Here is a 17,612-nt window from a genome sequence, read left to right as displayed (position 1 = left end):
AACAAATATATGGTGCCTCGTGAAGATATTATTTTTGTGTACTGCAAATTCAGCACGCTCCATTATGGCCGAAGCTATTTTGCGGCTGTTTGTTGGCCAAGGCATTCAGGTATATAGCGCTGGGTCAGCACCAACATCTGTTGAACCAAAAGCGTTGGAAACGCTTAGGCAGTTTAAGGTTGATACTACGGGGCTCAGTGCTAAAAGCCTTGCTGACTTGCCTACCCATGAGTTTGATTACGTCATTAGCTTGTGTGACCGTGCGCGCCATGAATGCCAAGCAGAATTTCAGCATAGTAAATTCATCGCGTGGGACTTTCCCGATCCAGTGAGCAGTTCTGACCCCCAAGCCTACGCTCGCACGGTACATGAACTAAGTGAGCGCATACGTATGTTCTTGCTGATTTTGCGCAAAGGCAGAAAACATAAGCAATTATTTAATAGCCCCGAAGATTTTTTCAAAATAATGGCAGACCCTTTACGACTGTCTATGATCTTAATGTTGGCGCAGCATGCCCAGTTATGTGTGTGTGACTTTGTTGAGTCAACGGGTATGTCGCAGCCAAAAGTATCGCGCCACTTAGCGCAATTACGAGACTTTGGACTACTGATTGATCGTAAGCAAGGGCGCTGGGTTTATTACCGACTGAACGAAAGCATGCCGGACTGGATGCGCCAAGTGATAGACACCACAGCGAACCATAATCCACAGCTTTACCCCACGCCGATACATTGTTCGGCGAGCACAGAACATTTGGAGACACAACATGACAGTTAAATTGGGAATTAACGGTTTAGGCCGCATTGGCCGGTTGGCATTTCGTATTGCGTGGAACAATCCAGCTTTTGACATTGTGCAAGTCAACGATCCGGGAGCAGATGCCGAAACTTTTGCCCACTTGCTTAATTTTGACTCGGTACATGGGCGTTGGCAGCACGAAGCAACCGCCGAGGGTGACACCTTAGTTATTGGTGAGCGCCGTATTGCCTTTAGTCGCCACAAAACTATTGGTGAAAATAACTGGCACAACTGCGATGTGGTGCTAGAAGCCTCGGGCAAAATGAAAACAGTTAGCGTACTGAATGACTACTTAGCGCAAGGAGTAAAACGCGTGGTGGTTTCTGCGCCGGTAAAAGAACCCGGTGCATTGAATATTGTGGTGGGTGTGAATGACCACCTGTTTGACCCCGCGCAACACCAAATTGTTACGGCAGCCTCCTGTACCACCAATTGTTTGGCACCGGTAGTAAAAGTGTTACAAGATAAAATTGGCATTAAACACGCCTCAATTACCACAATTCATGACCTAACCAACACCCAAAGTATTCTGGACGCTCCGCATAAAGATCTGCGCCGCGCCCGTGCTTGCGGTATGAGCCTCATTCCAACGTCAACGGGGTCGGCAACCGCTATTGTGGAAATATTTCCTGAGCTTAAAGGCAAAATTGATGGTCATGCAGTTCGTGTACCCTTGGCCAATGCGTCTTTAACCGACTGCGTATTTGAAGTGAACAAGCCAACTTCAGTTGCTGAAATTAACGGCTGGCTAAAGTCTGCCGCCCAAAACGAGCTCAAGGGTATTCTTGGCTACGAAGAACGTCCGTTGGTGTCCATTGATTATAAAACCGACCCGCGCTCAAGCATTATTGATGCACTATCAACCAAAGTGATTAACGGTACCCATGTAAAAATCTATGCGTGGTATGACAATGAATGGGGCTATGCAAATCGCACCGTTGAGTTGATTGAAAAGGTTGGCACATGTTAAGTCGGCTAGCCCCAGAGGTTAAGCAATACCTTATTGTTACCGGCAACTACTGGGCATTTACCCTTACCGACGGTGCGTTACGGATGCTAGTGGTACTGCATTTTCACCAGCTTGGATACAGCGCGCTTGAAGTTGCTATGCTCTTTGTTTTCTATGAATTTTTTGGGGTGGTCACGAATTTGTTTGGCGGCTGGTTAGGCGCCCGTTGGGGGCTTAACCGCACCATGAATATTGGGTTAGGGCTGCAAATTGCCGCGCTCACTATGTTATTGGTGCCACCAGCTATACTCACAGTGGTGTGGGTTATGCTGGCGCAAGCGCTGTCTGGTATTGCCAAAGACTTGAACAAAATGAGTGCGAAAAGCACCATTAAGCTATTAGTCGATGACAGCCAGCAAGGCCAACTGTACAAATGGGTGGCGTTATTAACCGGCTCTAAAAACACCTTAAAAGGTATTGGGTTTTTCTTAGGAGGCTTGTTACTCACGCTTATAGGCTTCACTTGGGCCATTGCCAGCATGGCGATTATGCTGACCTTGGTTTGGTTAATAAGCTTAATGGTATTAACTAAAGACGTGGGTAAGGCTTCGTTTAAACCCAAGTTTCGCCAGCTATTGTCAAAAAGCAAACCTATTAACGTATTGGCGGCCGCCCGATTCATGCTGTTTGGGGCGCGCGATGTTTGGTTTGTGGTGGCGCTTCCAGTTTTCTTAGCAGCACAGCTGAATTGGAGCCATTGGCAGGTGGGTAGCTTTTTGGCCGCATGGGTGATTGGCTATGGTGTGGTGCAGGCTGTGGCGCCACGTTTTACCGGTGCAGATTTGACCACAGCACGGCAGCATATTGTGGTGTGGGCTGGTTTGCTGTGTGCTGCACCATTGGGGCTTGCAGTTGCACTTTGGCAACATTTACCGGTTGCCGAAGCAGTCATTATTGGCCTAGCTATTTTCGGTATCTTGTTTGCGCTTAATTCGTCGCTACATAGTTACTTGATAGTGGCTTATTCACGCCACGATGGCGTGTCGCTCGACGTTGGTTTTTATTACATGGCAAATGCTGGCGGGCGCCTGCTAGGTACTGTTTTGTCGGGTTGGGTCTATCAGCAATGGGGGCTAATTGCCTGCTTAGTGGTTTCTAGCGCCATGCTGGTGCTTGCAGCGTTAGCCGTGTCATGGCTTCCGAAGCGCGAACAGGCTAGTTCATAGCCTGTTCGTTGATGGTTATAACCTGGCTGATGACCAAGTCTCCACTCGTTAACTGATAACCTTCAAATTGGACACTATGGCGGCCTTCATAAACTCCTAAACGCCCTTCAAATATAGGTTGACCTTGCGCACTGCCTTCTAGCGTTAAAAGCCCCGTTTCGGCATCAAATATACCGTTCATATATTTGGCTCGCTCTGAGTTGGCAAGGCGCTCAATAAGATCAATTTTATTTGGGCTTAAGCGCGTCGCAACTTTTGTCGGAGAGCACAGGCTTACACCAACCGTGCCGTCACTTTGAGCAAAAACAAGATAGAGTTGCTTTGCGAGTGTTTCGCCACACATTCCGCCGTTAGGCTTATGCTGCGCCACTAAATGGGTTACATAAGCAGGTTCGCCTTTAAAGGTTTTGACTACGTCAAATAACCCATTAACTTCACCGGGGTCGTAGGACGCCTCATGCCCAGCGCGAACCACAATAACTTCTTTTATTTGCGCTAAAAATACGTGTTGCGCCTCATTGAAATCGCGCACGGTATTTGGGGTAATGCAAGAGCAGGCATTGGCATTCGTACTGAAGAAAAATAACAGGCTTGAAACAGCAAAAATTGGCAACCGTGTCATGACCTTTTTAAGGTTTACCATGATGTTTTTCTCCAAAGTACTAATAATGGCTGTCGCCAGGGTTGCAGTTCAACAGCACCAGTTTGAATATTCACTGATACAGCAAGTAGCTCATTGCCATGCTGCATAACATCGCCACTCAACACTGCGCTCATACCCTGCCCGGCGGCCAATTGCCGGAGGTGATTAGCATTGCTACTCAAAAAATGTTGTTTCAGTTCTTCTGCGCTTGGCAAGCGCCACTGAGGGTTTTCCCGTAGCCATTGTTTGGCTTCATAGGCACTCATTAGTTGAGCCTCTGGGCTGCACTTGTTGTCTTTAAATTCTTGCCCAGCCCAGCATTTTTCCCATGGGCTGTTGCACGCAAATGTTGGGCTTGCCCAAACGAGCAATAAAGTGATTAAAATGAATTTTTTCATTAAAACTCCTTAAGCATCGCCCAAAATATCCATATCCAAGCCACAATAAAACAAACGCCACCAAGCGGTGTAATGGGGCCAAAAAACTTCAGACCAGTTAATGCCAGTAAATATAGACTACCGGAGAATAAAATGATGCCGGCGAACATAATCCAACCGCCGGTGCGCAAGCCCCCTGCGTGTGGATAAGGAATAAGTAACACCGCAACCATCAGTAACCCGAGAGCATGATAAATGTGATACTGCACACCGGTTTGAAACACTTTTATCATATCTGCTGAAATAATGTGCTCAAGGCCATGTGCCCCAAATGCGCCAAGAATTACCCCAATAGCCATATTGATTGCGCCGAGCATAACGAATACTTTCATAGTATCTAAACTCACTGTTGCCAATTGATATGGCAAAAATGTACCTGAAAAGGAACCACTATGCTCGTGCAAAATGCTGTAGAAGCCCTCGAAATTCTCGAAAATAATGATGTTATTTGGTGCCAGTCTATGGCTGCAACGCCATACAAGTTGTTGGAAGGTCTTGCAGAGGTAGCTTTGCAACGTAAAAATTTAACCTTATTGCAGTTGCATACCGAACATAGCGAAATACTCAGTGACCCACAGCTAGAAGGTCATTTGCGGCAGCGGGCTTTCTTTGTGGGTAAGTCTACCCGTGCTGCAGTTAATGAAGGCTTGGCTGACTATGTGCCCATATTCTTGTCTGAGATTCCGAAGCTTTTCCGTTCAGGCGAGCAGCATCTAGATGCCGTGTTAATTCAAGTTTCGCCACCAGATCAACATGGTAACTGCAGTCTAGGCATTTCGGTTGAAGCAACTCGCGCGGCCTTGCAAGTAGCTCGCAAAGTCATTGCTTGGGTAAATCCACAAATGCCACGTACCCATGGAGACTCGTTTATTTCTTTGAAGCAAATTGACCGCTATTTTGAATTTTCGGCGCCAATGCCCCTGCATTTGCAACCGCAGCAGTCGGCAATTACCACGCAAATTGGCGAGCGGGTTGCTAGCTTAATCAACGATGGCGATTGTTTACAAATGGGTATAGGCGCTATTCCTGATGCAACCTTACGTTGCTTAGGTAATCACAAAGACCTCGGCATACATACTGAGATGTTTTCTGATGGTGTATTACCGCTGGTTGAAAGTGGCGTCATAAATAACTCACGCAAACGCAAGCACCGTGGCCGAATTGTCACTACGTTTGCCATGGGAAGTCAGGCGCTCTATGACTTTGTTGATGATAACCCCATGGTGGCGTTTTTAGATGTGGAATACACCAATGACACGTCAGTAATACGGCAAAACAAGCAAGTAATGGCCATTAACAGTGCTTTGCAAATTGATTTGAGTGGCCAAGTTTGTGCGGATTCCATGGGCACCAAAATTTATTCAGGCGTTGGCGGACAAATGGACTTTGTGCGTGGGGCAAGTTTGTCAGAAGGTGGCCGTTCAGTTATTGCACTACCAGCAACCGCGTGCGGTGGAACTGTATCGCGAATTAGCAGCATGCTAAATCCTGGGGCTGGTGTGGTGACCACCCGAGCGCACGTGCATTATGTGGTCACTGAATATGGCGTTGCTAATTTACGGGCAAAAAGCTTAACCGAACGCGCTGAAGCACTCATTAGCATATCTGCCCCACAGTTTCGCGAAGAGTTAGCAAAACAGGCTTGGCAAGACTGGGGATTAAAGGTGCGTACCTCCTAAGGGGTACTCACTCTTGTCCAAAAACCCTACTCACATTAGTGATATAGATCAAAAAATAAACATGTACTAGGCTTAGTATCAGATCAGCTTGACCAGACATGAAGGTCTCATTTCAAGAGTGTCCACAAGGAGGACGTCTAATGAAAACTAAAGTGGTAACAAAGTTGTATCCGAAACTATCGATACTGGCAGCGGCAACAGGGTTGTTGTTGACTGCAGTAAGCCCAGTTGCTTCAGCTTCTGATGACGGCAAGAAAGCCTATGAGGCGAATTGCCAAGCCTGTCACCAACCGAACGGTAAAGGGCTAGCCGGCGCATTCCCCCCATTAGCCAGTAACCCGAATGTCACTAGCGACAAACTACATGTAGTGCGTACTATCTTAAAAGGTATGTCTGGGCCGCTTGAGGTAAACGGCCAGAAATATAACGCAGTGATGCCCCCTATGCAGCATATCAGCGATGAAGACATTGCTGATATCGCCAATTATGTGTTGTCGAGTTGGGGTAATAAAGGCGGTAAGGTCACTGAAGAAGAAGTGGAAGATGTACGTGTTGAGTTGGGCTTGAAAGACCGAGCAGCAGGCCAGCCACATCAAGGCTCTACAGTTGCAGAAGTTTCTTACAAGGGCGCACCGTCGGCTGTAACAGGTGGAAAAATGATGAAAACGCCGGGTGCACCTGATATTAGCGAAGAGGAATTCGCTAAAGCACAAGAAATTTACTTCCAACGCTGTGCTGGTTGCCATGGCGTACTTCGTAAAGGCGCAACAGGTTTGCCACTCACTACCGATATTACTCAGCAAAAAGGCACAGACTACCTTAAAGCACTCATTAATTTTGGCTCGCCAGGCGGCATGCCAAACTGGGGTACTTCCGGTGAGTTAACGGCTGAGCAAATCGACATGATGGCGCGTTTCTTACAGCATGAACCACCAACTCCTCCGGAGTGGGGCATGAAAGACATGAAAGATTCGTGGGTTGTACACGTGAAGCCGGAAGACCGTCCGAAAAAGCCTCAGCATAACTACAACGTTGACAATATGTTTGCTGTGACTCTGCGAGATGCCGGTGAAGTCGCCATTATTGATGGTGCCAGCAAAAAAGTTTTGAACTACGTGAAAACCGGTTATGCCGTGCATATTTCACGGGCTTCAAGCTCAGGCCGTTATTTCACCACCATAGGCCGTGATGGCAAAATCGACTTAATCGATTTGTACATGAACCCACCGCAAGTGGTTGCTGAAATTAAAATTGGTCTAGAAGCGCGTTCGGTTGAGAACTCACGCTTTAAGGGCTATGAAGATAAAATCGCCATTGCTGGCGCCTACTGGCCACCGCACTATGTGCTTATGGACGGGCAAACTCTTGAACCACATAAAATTGTCTCTACCCGTGGTATGACCGTAGACACCCAAGAGTATCACCCAGAACCTCGTGTGGCTGCTATTGTTGGCTCGCACAAACACCCTGAGTTTATCGTAAACGTGAAAGAAACTGGGCAAATTAAGCTGGTGAACTATTCCGACATAGATAACTTGCAGGTGACTACCATTGATGCCGCACCGTTCTTGCACGATGGTGGTTGGGATCGTTCTGGCCGTTACTTCATGACTGCCGCAAACGAGAACGACACCATTGCCGTGGTTGACGCACAAGACCGTGAACTTGAAGCGTTGATTCCGGTAAAACGGATTCCACACCCCGGCCGAGGTGCCAACTTTGTTGACCCTGAGTATGGTCCAGTGTGGGCAACTAGTGCTTTGGGTAATGCCGATATCACGCTCATTGGTACCGACCCAGATAACCACAAAGATAACGCCTTTAAAGTGGTTCGTGTGCTAGAAGGCCAAGGCGGTGGTTCGCTGTTTATTAAAACCCATCCGAAGTCGAATAACCTTTGGGTTGATACTCCGTTTAACCCTGATGCCAAAATATCGCAATCTGTTGCGGTGTTTAACATCGACAATCTTGACGCTGGCTATGAAGTGTTGCCAATTGGTGAGTGGGCTGATTTAGGCCCGGGTCCAAAACGCATCGTGCAGCCAGAGTACAACATGGCGGGGGACGAAGTTTGGTTCTCGGTTTGGAGCGGCCAAGAAGAAGAGTCTGCAATTGTTATTGTGGACGACAAAACACGCAAATTAAAACATGTCATTAAGGGTGAAAAAATGGTTACCCCAACTGGCAAGTTTAACAACTACAACACACGGAATGAGGTGTACTAAGCGTGAAACTATCAGCACTTGTTGGTGTTGTGGCGGGGGCAGTTGGTGTACTGCCCTCGTTAGCACTGGCTTTACCACAAGAAGTGAGCGAAGCAGAAACAGCTCAGCAAGAGCAGGTTATGGAAACAATCACCGTGGTTGCTCATAGGCAACCACGTCAACTTTCAGAGGTTGCGGGAACGGTCTCAATTATTAGTGAAGAAGACCTACAGCGTAATGTGGTACTTAACGCATCTGATATGGTGCGTTATCAACCTGGAGTCGAACTCGATGACACTACTAGCCGGTTTGGTCACAGCGGTTTTCGTATTCGTGGTATTGGCGGTAACCGCACCGCAGTCGTAATTGATCAAATACCTGTCGCGGATTATTTTGCGGTGGGAACCTATTCAAATACAGGCCGAGGATTATTAGAGCTTGGCTTGGCCAGTCGCGTAGAAATTTTACGTGGACCAGCCTCAACACTTTATGGCAGCAAAGCCCTTGGTGGGGTGGTTGCGGTAAACTTATTAGACGCCCAAGATGTGCTGACAAGCGCCAACCACGGCTCACGAATACAATTCGGTATGAATAGCGATAGTAACCGAGCCAAAGTGATGGCCGCGACAGCATTCGCTGATAATGACACAAGTTTTATGGTCGCAGCTGCAGTTCAATATGGACAAGATATGCAGTCAGAGGGGCTCGCCAGTGATAAGCGAGACCATCAACATCGCCGTCAACAGGCCGCACTGTTGCGCGCAGCGGCGGACTCTGAACTTGGTGAATGGCGCGTTACCCTAGATTTGCAACGCGAATCGCGAAATACCGATATTAACTCGGTAATAGGCAGCGGACGGTTAGCTGCAACAACCAGTCTTATTGGTGATGACAGTCGCGATCAATATCGTATAGTAGCTGATTTAGATATGGCCCCAACAGCTTGGATTGACCGAGGGCAATGGCGTGTTTATCAACAGCACAGCGTCATTGAGCAAGACTCTTATGAACAGCGCATGCTGCTGCCAGAACCGCTGGACATACAACGGTTATTTGACTTTTCTCAAGAAACCTCTGGTATTGGTGCTGACTTAGAGACCGATCTACGGCTTGCTAAACTGCGTCATCGTCTGGGCTACGGATTTGAAATATCTAGCTCTGTCTTAGAAGATCAGCGTGACGCGTTGCAAACAAATTTAACCACTGGCGTGTCAACCAACGTGTTACTCGGGGAAACTTTTCCATTGCGCGATTTTCCGCGCTCGCGAGTTACTGAGCTTGGTGTTTACGTACACGATGAGTTTCAACTGTGGCCTGACGGTCCGGTGATTAGTCCTGGATTGCGCTATGAGCACTATCGTTTGCGTACCCGAGACGACGCACTATTTGAATTACGCTACCCAAATACCGAAGTGACCGATTTAACCCATGATGCATGGTTGCCGAAGTTGGGCATTGTGTGGCCGCTTGCTGGAAACACGGAGTGGTTTGCGCAATATGCACGTGGTTACCGTGCGCCGCCATTCTCGGACGTTAATATTGGCTTGTATTATCCACAGTTTAACGTGCTCGCAATTGCAAACCCCGATTTAAAAGCCGAACGTGGCTACGCATTTGAAACTGGCGTTCGCGGGCGTTCTGCCGAAAGTGAGTGGTCATTAACCGCTTACCATAATCGCTATAGTGACTTTATTCAAAGCCGGGCATCGCTTGGTTTTGATCCTGTACGAGGTTTACTCGTGTTTCAATCGATAAACCGCGATAAAGTAGTCATAGAAGGGCTAGAAGCGACTTTCTCACAGCAACTGAGTGATTCGTGGTCTACCGCAGTTAGTGCCGAATATAGCCGTGGAGAGGACCGTCAAAGCGGTCGTGCCATTGCTGATGTCGCTCCGCCTCGGGCTATCGCTGAAGTACAGTATAGTGCCGATACTTGGGATTCTCGACTAGTGCTCACCGCCGTGCGTGGGCAGCGCGAATTAGTCGACGAGGGCGGAGCAAAATTATTCTCGGCACCAGGCTATGCAACCTTAGATTGGCTAACACGCTGGTATGTGAATACCGATACCGATATTAGTGTAGGCGTGTTTAACTTAACCGATAGACAGTATTGGCGTAACTCGCGCGTTAGCGGTATCGCCGAGAATGACCCTCAACTGGCTGTGCTTGCCGAGTCGGGCTTAAGTGTTGGCGCTGCAATTTATTATACTTTTTAACGCCAAATCGCGAATAATTGTTGACAAACTTTAGTTTCGCCTCTATATCGTCAGTGACGCATAGAGGCGTAACCGTTTACCTGTAGTTGTTGGTCTGGAGGATGGGCACACAATGGCAACAATGAACCGTGATCAAATTATCAAGAAGCCGTTTAACGACTTCAAAAACTATCCATACGGGTTCGCTCGTTCGGGTGATTTTTCTATTCGCGAAAGTGACTTAATTGCGAAACATGGCAGCTTGATTGCAGCTTTGATGAGCGGCGAGTTAGAGCCAGAGTCAGCCGAAGAGCAATCATTGCTCTCTGTTGCTCGAGGTGAAAAAGCCGCAGAGTCGCCAATTGAAAAAGCATGGTCAAAATATCAAGCACGTATTAATCGCCCGAAAGTAGGCAGCATGTACGGCCGTAGCCGCTACACTGACGACGCTTTCGAAATTAGCGGTGGTGGCGATGATGACGACTTGGTGGTTGAAGACTAGCTAAGCAAATGCACAGTGCTGGTGGACTTCGTTTTCGCCAGCGCTTTTGCTGCTGACGCCAGTGCAGCGACATCTTGGTGAGACACACAAGTTGCCGAATCAATGTTTACCACTCCTATAGCTAACCCGAGCAAGCCAAAAAACTGCATATCACCGTTGCGGTCTTGCGCTTGAATCCCCCCAGCAAGCCTATCGTTGTCATGATAAAAGTCGGCCACACCGTTGTCGAAAAGATGAATAACTTGTTCACAGAACTCACGCCACGGGTGTTTTTCGGTAAATAACGCGACAAAGTCATCACCACCAACGTGGCCAACAAAAATGTTATCTACTTGCGCAAGTTGGCTTAGAATTTGACCTAACCACTGTAAAACCCGGTCGCCATTACCGTAACCATAATAGTCGTTGTAGGGCTTGAAGTTATTTAAATCAAAGTAGGCAACATAAAAGCTTGGGTAGCTTTGTAAGTAGCTTTCAATTTCTTGATGAATAGGTACGTTACCAGGCAGTAAGGTTAACGGATTTGCATGGCGAGCACTTTGCAAACGCAAATCAGTAATAGTTTTAAGTATACTTCTAACGGACACAATGCCTTGGTAAATACCGTTTTCGGTGACCAAGATTTGTCGATGCACTTCTACTGCAGAGTCTTCAGTAACTAGTTCGCTCACCAGCTCCAAAGGCGTATGGCAATCAACCACCAGTGGGTTGGTTTCCATCAGTTTGCCAATGGGCTTATTGCCATACAACGACCGCCCAAATGAACTGCTAAACGTTTCCAGCAGTTGCTCGCGGCGTACACCACCCAATACATTGCCATGTTCAATAACAGGTAAGGACATAATTTCTTTGTTATTGATAAAGTAATCAAGCACTTTTAGGCTAGGCATATCGGGGCTTACGGTCGGTACTTGTTCAACCAATGCAGCAATAATATCTTTGCGCGCCTGCCGAAAACTATCAATCACTTGGTGTACACGTTGGCTCACTTGCAGTTGCAGCGTAGGTGCAGGGTAGCCAATAAAATATCCTTGAGCTAAGGTCACGCCTAATCGCTGCAGTTCGCGTAATTCAAACTCTGTTTCAATGCCCTCGGCAATAACTTCCGCGCCAAGGGCACGCGCCGTTGTAATAATACTACGGACAAACTCGCGCTTAATTGGCGACAAGTGTATTTCTTGAATAAAGTACCGATCAATTTTCACAAAGTCAGGCATCAGTTCAGCCCAAATTGTGAGTCCAGCATAGGCTGAGCCCAAGTCATCTAGGGCAATTTTAAAGCCTTGTTTACGATACTGCGTGATTACGTTTTTCAGTTTATTGATATTATTTAACGGAAACTGTTCAGACAGCTCGATAACAATCTGTGATGGCGGAAATCCGGCGAGCTCGGCTTCTCTTATAGTCATACCCCGCGGAAAGCTAGGGTCATATAGTGTATTGGGGTTAGCATTTATAAACAGTAGCCCTTCGTGGGTAAAGCGAGCATAGCTTTGTAACGCAGCGCGGCGACAAGCTATTTCAAGTTCGTTCGATTGTCCTATGCGCTCGGCATAGGCGAATAATTCACGAGGCATGGCAAGGGGATGCTCGCTTGGTCCACGAATGAGGGATTCATAGCCAATAATGGCGCTTTGATGAAGATTAACAATTGGCTGGAAATGAGCTTGTAAGTCGGAAAATTGAATACCAGTCTCTACAGCTTGAGCGCACTGCATAAAAAACCTAACTAGAAGCGAATTTGAACTACAGATTCTAGTTAGGTTTTATTAAATTACTGTGACAGATAGTGCCCAGTTAACTTGCTTGTTCGCGGCGAATAGCACGATGGCCAATATCAGTACGATAATAGACATTGTCCCATGACACTTTGCTTACGCCTGCGTAAGCGGTTTGCTGTGCTTGGGTCACGGTATCACCTAGCGCGGTCACGCAAAGTACGCGACCGCCAGCGGTTACCAATTGATTATTATCGTTTAATGCGGTGCCGGCGTGGAACACTTTAGTACCTTCTGCCTCGGCTTCAGTAATGCCCTCAATGACTGCGCCTTTGCCGTAGTTATCTGGGTAGCCGCCGGCGGCCATCACTACACCCACGCTAGCACGTGGGTCAAAAGCAATATCACGACCAGCCAGTTGACCAGCACACGCTGCTTGACATAATTCCACCAAATTTGACTGCAAGCGCACCATGATAGGTTGGGTTTCTGGGTCGCCAAAGCGGCAGTTGTATTCCAGTACCTTGGCGGTACCGTCAGGCGCTATCATTAAGCCCGCATATAAAAAGCCAGTATACGGATGCCCCTCTGCAGCCATGCCTTCAACGGTTGGCTGAATAACGTTTTGCATAACCCAATCATGAACTTCTGGGGTTACCACAGGGGCGGGCGAATACGCACCCATACCACCGGTATTTGGACCTTTGTCGCCGTTATCGCGGGCCTTATGATCTTGGCTTGATGCAAACGGCAATGCAGTCTTGCCGTCAACCATAACAATAAAACTGGCTTCTTCACCCACTAAAAACTCTTCGATAACGACACGGCTACCGGCCTCACCAAAGCGATTACCGGCAAGCATATCGTCAATAGCGGCAAAGGCTTCGTCTTGATTTTGTGCAATGATGACGCCTTTGCCCGCAGCTAATCCGTCAGCTTTGATCACAATAGGCGTGCCATGCTGCTCAACGTAAGCTTTCGCTTGCTGAACGTCAGTGAAGGTACCGTAGGCAGCTGTAGGAATGTTATGACGAGCCAAGAAGTCTTTGCTAAAGGCTTTTGACCCTTCCAATTGCGCTGCGCCTTGTGTTGGACCAAAAATCGCTAAATCAGCTGCGCGAAATACATCTACCACGCCCAATACCAATGGCGCTTCAGGGCCCACGATAGTTAGATCAATATGGTTTTGCTGCGCAAATGCCAATAAGCCGTTGACGTCGTCAGCGGCTATGGGCACATTTTTTATATTCGGTTCAAGTGCAGTGCCGGCGTTTCCCGGTGCGACAAATACGGTATTTACATCGTCGGCTTGCGCCGCTTTCCATGCTAAAGCATGTTCACGGCCGCCGCCGCCAATCACCAATACGTTCATGAACTCTCTCGTTAAGTTTTAGGTTTCACAAATTTAAGGGTAAACCGATCACTCTCGCCAATGGCTAAGTAGTCATCGCGGTTTTCGTCACCAAGCCGCAGGGTTGGTGGTAATGTCCAAACGCCGCGTGGATGGTCCGCGCTATCGTTCGGGTTTGCGTTAATTTCGCTTCGTTCTAGTAGCTCAAAACCAACGGCTTCAGCTATGGCAATGGCGTAGCTTTCTTTCATGTAACCGGTATTTTCCATATCCGTGTCTGGACGCGTTTCCGGTAGACGATGATCAACGACACCTAACACGCCGCCCGGTTTCAAGGAATTATAAAACTGTCGAAACGCTTGTTGCACGGCTTCGTCGCTACCGCCCATGTACCAATTATGAAGGTTACGGAAGGTTAAAACTAAGTCTGCACTGTTCGCGGGAGCTATTAAACTTGTACCCGTAGGTGAAAACTCGGTGACAATGACATTAGAAAAGTTGGCGTCATTTGACACGCGCTCAATAAACCGAGCGCGCGAACGCTGATAAAACTCGCTGTTCGTTTCGCTAGGAAAATGAGCCGCATAAAGTGTGCCTTTTTGCTTCAAGTAAGGTGCTAAAATTTCAGTATACCAACCACCGCCTGGGGAAATCTCAACCACGGTCATGTCTGGTTGAATGCCGAAAAACTGTAGGGTTTCATAGGGGTGACGATAGTCGTCACGCGCGCGATTCGCATCACTACGATCAGTACTGGCAACTACTGTCGCTAATGAGTCTGTCTCTTCAACCGATTGGGGAGATTGATCATTTGAACACCCCCAAAGACCAACCACGGCCAAGGATACAACTAGAGATGTCAACATACCGCTTTTTACAGTCATTGCCGTGCTCCTAACGTTGTTAATGTTCATTCATCCTAAACCGTGGCTAGCTATTGGGCAAATAATCCGTCGTTTACGTTGTTAAATTAATGGCGGAAATGGCGCATGCCAGTAAACACCATGGCAATGCCATGTTCGTTAGCTGCTGCGATGATTTCCTCGTCACGAATAGACCCGCCCGGCTGAATAATTGCCTTAATACCAGCAGCGGCCGCCGCATCAATGCCATCGCGGAATGGGAAAAACGCGTCTGAAGCCATTACTGAACCGGCAACTTCAAGGTTTTCGTCGGCGGCTTTAATGCCAGCGATTTTGGCGCTGTACACCCGACTCATCTGGCCGGCACCAACACCAATAGTCATGCCGTCTTTGGCATACACAATAGCGTTTGATTTCACGAACTTCGCGACTTTCCAGCAGAACATCAAGTCGTTCAACTGCTCAGCTGTTGGCTGCACGTCACTCACGACTTTTAAATCATCGATGGTGATTTCACCATGGTCGCTGTCTTGCACCAATAGCCCGCCGTTAACTCGTTTAAAGTCATAAGCGGCTGGGCGATTAGCTTGCCATGTACCACACTCAAGCAAGCGCACATTGGCTTTCGCACCGACAATATTACGTGCTTCATTGCTAACAACTGGGGCAATAATCACTTCGACAAATTGACGATCAACGATGGCTTTCGCTGTTGCTGCGTCAAGCTCGCGGTTGAAGGCAATAATACCGCCAAAGGCTGACGTTGGGTCAGTTTTAAAAGCACGGTTGTATGCTTCAAGTGCTGTATCGGCAACAGCTACGCCACACGGATTCGCGTGTTTAACAATCACACAAGCTGGTTGCTCAAACGACTTGACGCACTCAAGGGCTGCATCGGTATCAGCTATATTATTGAACGACAGTTCTTTGCCCTGTATTTGCTTGGCAGTGGCTACAGAAGCTTCCGCTGGCTGTGCTTCAACATAGAAAGCGGCACTTTGGTGGCTATTTTCGCCGTAGCGCAAATCTTGTTTTTTCACAAACTGTGCGTTGAACGTGCGCGGAAACTTGCTTTCTTGCTTGGGTAAACGAGCGCCGAAGTAATTGGCGATCATGCCGTCGTACTCGGCTGTGTGTTCAAACGCCTTAATGGCTAAGTCAAAACGCGACTCAAAGGTTAAGCTATTGTCGTTAGCGTCCATTTCAGCAATGACGCTGTCATAGTCGCTCGCGTTAACCACGATGGTGACATCGCGATGGTTCTTCGCGGCCGCGCGTACCATGGTGGGGCCGCCAATGTCGATATTCTCGACGGCGTCTTCGTGGCTACAATTGGGGTCCGCTACGGTTTGCGCAAACGGGTACAGATTCACCGCGACGAGATCAATCGGTGCAATGTCTTGCTCATTCATAACCGCTTGGTCTTGGTCGCGACGGCCCAAAATACCCCCGTGAATTTTCGGGTGTAGTGTTTTGACCCGACCGTCCATGATCTCATTTTGCCCGGTGTGCTCTGACACATCGGTAACCGGTACTTGGTGTTCACGCAATAATTTGGCGGTGCCGCCGGTGGAAAGAATAGTTACGCCGCGCTGCACGAGCGCTTGTGCAAAGGCGACAATTCCAGTTTTGTCAGAAACACTTAAAAGGGCGCGTTGAATAGGACGATGTTGCATGGTGCTCTACCTTTTTTAATGTCTACAAAGAAAAAAAGAGCACACAGGGCGCTCTTTTTTAGGGGCAATTAGTTCATGCCGTATTTTTTCAGCTTCTTACGTAAGGTACCGCGGTTGATGCCGAGCATCGTTGCGGCGCGGGTTTGATTACCACGCGTGTAGGTCATGACCTCTTCCAACAACGGAGCTTCAAGCTCTGCCAAAACCAATTCGTAAAGTTCTTCTGGGTCTTGCCCGTCAAGTTGCTTTAAGAACGAGTTCATTGCTTGCTTCACCGAGTCGCGCAATGGCTTCGGTTGGGCGTTATTACCTAAAGTGGTAAATGGAGAAATCGGGTCACGATTTGCGTTTTGATCAAACATAGGTGCGCTCTATCTCTTCTAGTTTACTGTTGCAAAAAAATTCGTGAGAGCTTCAAGTTGCTCGTCGGCATGTTCTATACCAACAAACTCTCTCCGAAATACTGATGCAGGTTGCTGTTGTTGCAAATACCAACCCACATGTTTTCTGGCAATCCTTACTCCACTGAATTCGCCGTAATGCGTATGCAGATTTGCGACATGACGCAAAACCACTTCACGAACTTCATCGATGCTCGGTGGAGCAAGCTGTTCGCCCGTTGCCAAATAATGCGCAATTTCGCGAAACAGCCATGGATTACCTTGGGCTCCGCGGCCGATCATGATGGCATCGGCACCCGTGTAATCTAGTACCTGTTTGGCTTTTTCTGGCGACGTAATATCACCATTGGCCACCACAGGAATTCGCACAGCAGCTTTAATTGCACGAATGGTGTCGTATTCTGCGTCACCTTTGTACATACAAGCGCGGGTTCGGCCATGAACCGCCAATGACTGAATACCAAGTTGCTCGGCAAGCATAGCAATATCAACACCATTGCGGTTTTCTGGGTTCCACCCTGTGCGAAATTTTAGCGTTACAGGTACGTTAACTGCGTTAACAACGGCCTTGATGATGTCTTCAACAAGGTCGGGGTATTGCAGTAAAGCCGAACCTGCAAGCTTCTTATTCACCTTCTTAGCTGGGCAGCCCATGTTGATGTCAATGATCTGAGCGCCATTCTCGACATTGTGCCGAGCTGCTGCCGCCATTAACTCAGGCTCTGCTCCAGCGATTTGCACGGCTCGAATACCAGGTTCGTCAGCGTGGGCCATTCGGTCCCGCGACTTTTTGGTGTCCCACACCTGCGGATTGCTCGAAAGCATTTCGGACACGGTAAGCCCAGCCCCCAACTCACGACATAAACGTCGAAAGGGAAGGTCGGTGACTCCAGCCATAGGCGCCAGTATTACCGGATTGTCTAATTGATAAGTGCCGATCCGCATCGGTTAAAAACTGTGCAACTCAAG

At 48.0% G+C, this 17,612-nt stretch carries 16 protein-coding genes; 7 read left to right on the top strand and 9 right to left on the bottom strand.

Annotated elements, in window-relative coordinates; all coding sequences use genetic code 11:
- Positions 1 to 19 precede the first annotated feature (19 nt).
- The 3 genes from ASC40_RS05960 to arsJ are packed head-to-tail and all read left to right on the top strand — an operon-like array spanning position 20 to position 2,974.
- Positions 20 to 778: a metalloregulator ArsR/SmtB family transcription factor gene (locus ASC40_RS05960; protein WP_245622222.1), complete on the top strand. Its 759-nt coding sequence runs from the start codon at positions 20 to 22 to the stop codon at positions 776 to 778.
- Positions 768 to 1,769, top strand: coding sequence for an ArsJ-associated glyceraldehyde-3-phosphate dehydrogenase (locus tag ASC40_RS05955; RefSeq protein ID WP_055438880.1), 1,002 nt, complete (start codon positions 768 to 770; stop codon positions 1,767 to 1,769). The genes ASC40_RS05960 and ASC40_RS05955 overlap by 11 nt, the downstream gene beginning before the upstream one ends.
- Positions 1,763 to 2,974, top strand: coding sequence for an organoarsenical effux MFS transporter ArsJ (gene arsJ / locus ASC40_RS05950; RefSeq protein WP_055438879.1), 1,212 nt, complete (start codon positions 1,763 to 1,765; stop codon positions 2,972 to 2,974). Before ASC40_RS05955 ends, arsJ begins: the two co-directional genes overlap by 7 nt.
- On the opposite strand, the gene ASC40_RS05945 is transcribed toward arsJ, so the two are convergent.
- Genes ASC40_RS05945 through ASC40_RS05935 form a run of 3 tightly spaced genes read right to left on the bottom strand, consistent with a single transcriptional unit; the run spans position 2,964 to position 4,386 of the window.
- Entirely contained in the window at positions 2,964 to 3,617 is a 654-nt protein-coding gene (locus ASC40_RS05945) for a hypothetical protein (RefSeq protein ID WP_055438878.1), read from the bottom strand. The genes arsJ and ASC40_RS05945 overlap by 11 nt on opposite strands.
- Entirely contained in the window at positions 3,611 to 4,015 is a 405-nt protein-coding gene (locus ASC40_RS05940) for a hypothetical protein (RefSeq protein WP_055438877.1), read from the bottom strand. Before ASC40_RS05940 ends, ASC40_RS05945 begins: the two co-directional genes overlap by 7 nt.
- The gene (locus ASC40_RS05935) at positions 4,015 to 4,386 is read right to left on the bottom strand and encodes a DUF423 domain-containing protein (protein WP_055439130.1); all 372 of its coding nucleotides are present in this window, start codon (positions 4,384 to 4,386) and stop codon (positions 4,015 to 4,017) included. The genes ASC40_RS05940 and ASC40_RS05935 overlap by 1 nt, the downstream gene beginning before the upstream one ends.
- Before the next feature lie 60 nt (positions 4,387 to 4,446).
- On the opposite strand from ASC40_RS05935, the gene ASC40_RS05930 reads away from it, so the two are divergent.
- The 4 genes from ASC40_RS05930 to ASC40_RS05915 all read left to right on the top strand — a co-directional run bounded on the left by ASC40_RS05930 (position 4,447) and on the right by ASC40_RS05915 (position 10,634).
- Positions 4,447 to 5,733 carry an acetyl-CoA hydrolase/transferase family protein gene (locus tag ASC40_RS05930; RefSeq protein ID WP_055438876.1) on the top strand — a complete coding sequence of 429 codons (1,287 nt, stop codon included), beginning with the start codon at positions 4,447 to 4,449 and terminating at the stop codon, positions 5,731 to 5,733.
- Positions 5,734 to 5,873: 140 nt separating this feature from the next.
- The gene (locus ASC40_RS05925; protein WP_072243402.1) at positions 5,874 to 7,958 is read left to right on the top strand and encodes a cytochrome D1 domain-containing protein; all 2,085 of its coding nucleotides are present in this window, start codon (positions 5,874 to 5,876) and stop codon (positions 7,956 to 7,958) included.
- A gap of 2 nt (positions 7,959 to 7,960) precedes the next feature.
- Positions 7,961 to 10,153 (top strand): TonB-dependent receptor, encoded by a 2,193-nt coding sequence (locus tag ASC40_RS05920; RefSeq protein WP_055438875.1) that lies wholly within the window; start codon positions 7,961 to 7,963, stop codon positions 10,151 to 10,153.
- Between the two features lie 112 nt (positions 10,154 to 10,265).
- Positions 10,266 to 10,634: a MaoP family protein gene (locus ASC40_RS05915; protein ID WP_055438874.1), complete on the top strand. Its 369-nt coding sequence runs from the start codon at positions 10,266 to 10,268 to the stop codon at positions 10,632 to 10,634.
- Here ASC40_RS05915 and ASC40_RS05910 read toward each other — a convergent pair.
- The 6 genes from ASC40_RS05910 to dusB all read right to left on the bottom strand — a co-directional run bounded on the left by ASC40_RS05910 (position 10,631) and on the right by dusB (position 17,588).
- Positions 10,631 to 12,352, bottom strand: coding sequence for a GGDEF domain-containing protein (locus ASC40_RS05910; protein WP_072243401.1), 1,722 nt, complete (start codon positions 12,350 to 12,352; stop codon positions 10,631 to 10,633). The genes ASC40_RS05915 and ASC40_RS05910 overlap by 4 nt on opposite strands.
- Positions 12,353 to 12,431: 79 nt before the next feature.
- A complete protein-coding gene (gene purD / locus ASC40_RS05905; protein ID WP_055438873.1) occupies positions 12,432 to 13,724 on the bottom strand; it encodes a phosphoribosylamine--glycine ligase in 1,293 nt (430 codons plus the stop codon).
- 11 nt (positions 13,725 to 13,735) lie between these two features.
- Positions 13,736 to 14,587, bottom strand: coding sequence for a class I SAM-dependent methyltransferase (locus ASC40_RS05900; RefSeq protein WP_055438872.1), 852 nt, complete (start codon positions 14,585 to 14,587; stop codon positions 13,736 to 13,738).
- 86 nt (positions 14,588 to 14,673) lie between these two features.
- A complete protein-coding gene (gene purH / locus ASC40_RS05895; protein ID WP_055438871.1) occupies positions 14,674 to 16,242 on the bottom strand; it encodes a bifunctional phosphoribosylaminoimidazolecarboxamide formyltransferase/IMP cyclohydrolase in 1,569 nt (522 codons plus the stop codon).
- Between the two features lie 68 nt (positions 16,243 to 16,310).
- Entirely contained in the window at positions 16,311 to 16,604 is a 294-nt protein-coding gene (gene fis / locus ASC40_RS05890) for a DNA-binding transcriptional regulator Fis (RefSeq protein ID WP_055438870.1), read from the bottom strand.
- An 18-nt stretch (positions 16,605 to 16,622) separates the two neighbouring features.
- The gene (gene dusB / locus ASC40_RS05885; protein ID WP_055438869.1) at positions 16,623 to 17,588 is read right to left on the bottom strand and encodes a tRNA dihydrouridine synthase DusB; all 966 of its coding nucleotides are present in this window, start codon (positions 17,586 to 17,588) and stop codon (positions 16,623 to 16,625) included.
- Positions 17,589 to 17,612 lie beyond the last annotated feature (24 nt).

The sequence above is a fragment of the Pseudidiomarina woesei genome, from assembly GCF_001418345.1.
In the GTDB taxonomy this organism is placed as follows: domain Bacteria; phylum Pseudomonadota; class Gammaproteobacteria; order Enterobacterales; family Alteromonadaceae; genus Pseudidiomarina; species Pseudidiomarina woesei.
This window is presented reverse-complemented; position numbering and strand designations above follow the sequence as displayed.

What these genes read in the sequence shown, in the direction of transcription:
- ASC40_RS05915 (WP_055438874.1), top strand. Translation starts at nt 10,266, where the DNA reads ATGGCAACAATGAACCGTGATCAAATTATCAAGAAGCCGTTTAACGAC.
- ASC40_RS05940 (WP_055438877.1), bottom strand. Translation starts at nt 4,015, where the DNA reads ATGAAAAAATTCATTTTAATCACTTTATTGCTCGTTTGGGCAAGCCCA.
- fis (WP_055438870.1), bottom strand. Translation starts at nt 16,604, where the DNA reads ATGTTTGATCAAAACGCAAATCGTGACCCGATTTCTCCATTTACCACT.
- ASC40_RS05955 (WP_055438880.1), top strand. Translation starts at nt 768, where the DNA reads ATGACAGTTAAATTGGGAATTAACGGTTTAGGCCGCATTGGCCGGTTG.
- purD (WP_055438873.1), bottom strand. Translation starts at nt 13,724, where the DNA reads ATGAACGTATTGGTGATTGGCGGCGGCGGCCGTGAACATGCTTTAGCA.
- ASC40_RS05910 (WP_072243401.1), bottom strand. Translation starts at nt 12,352, where the DNA reads ATGCAGTGCGCTCAAGCTGTAGAGACTGGTATTCAATTTTCCGACTTA.
- purH (WP_055438871.1), bottom strand. Translation starts at nt 16,242, where the DNA reads ATGCAACATCGTCCTATTCAACGCGCCCTTTTAAGTGTTTCTGACAAA.
- ASC40_RS05925 (WP_072243402.1), top strand. Translation starts at nt 5,874, where the DNA reads ATGAAAACTAAAGTGGTAACAAAGTTGTATCCGAAACTATCGATACTG.
- ASC40_RS05945 (WP_055438878.1), bottom strand. Translation starts at nt 3,617, where the DNA reads ATGGTAAACCTTAAAAAGGTCATGACACGGTTGCCAATTTTTGCTGTT.
- ASC40_RS05930 (WP_055438876.1), top strand. Translation starts at nt 4,447, where the DNA reads ATGCTCGTGCAAAATGCTGTAGAAGCCCTCGAAATTCTCGAAAATAAT.
- ASC40_RS05935 (WP_055439130.1), bottom strand. Translation starts at nt 4,386, where the DNA reads ATGAAAGTATTCGTTATGCTCGGCGCAATCAATATGGCTATTGGGGTA.
- arsJ (WP_055438879.1), top strand. Translation starts at nt 1,763, where the DNA reads ATGTTAAGTCGGCTAGCCCCAGAGGTTAAGCAATACCTTATTGTTACC.
- dusB (WP_055438869.1), bottom strand. Translation starts at nt 17,588, where the DNA reads ATGCGGATCGGCACTTATCAATTAGACAATCCGGTAATACTGGCGCCT.
- ASC40_RS05900 (WP_055438872.1), bottom strand. Translation starts at nt 14,587, where the DNA reads ATGACTGTAAAAAGCGGTATGTTGACATCTCTAGTTGTATCCTTGGCC.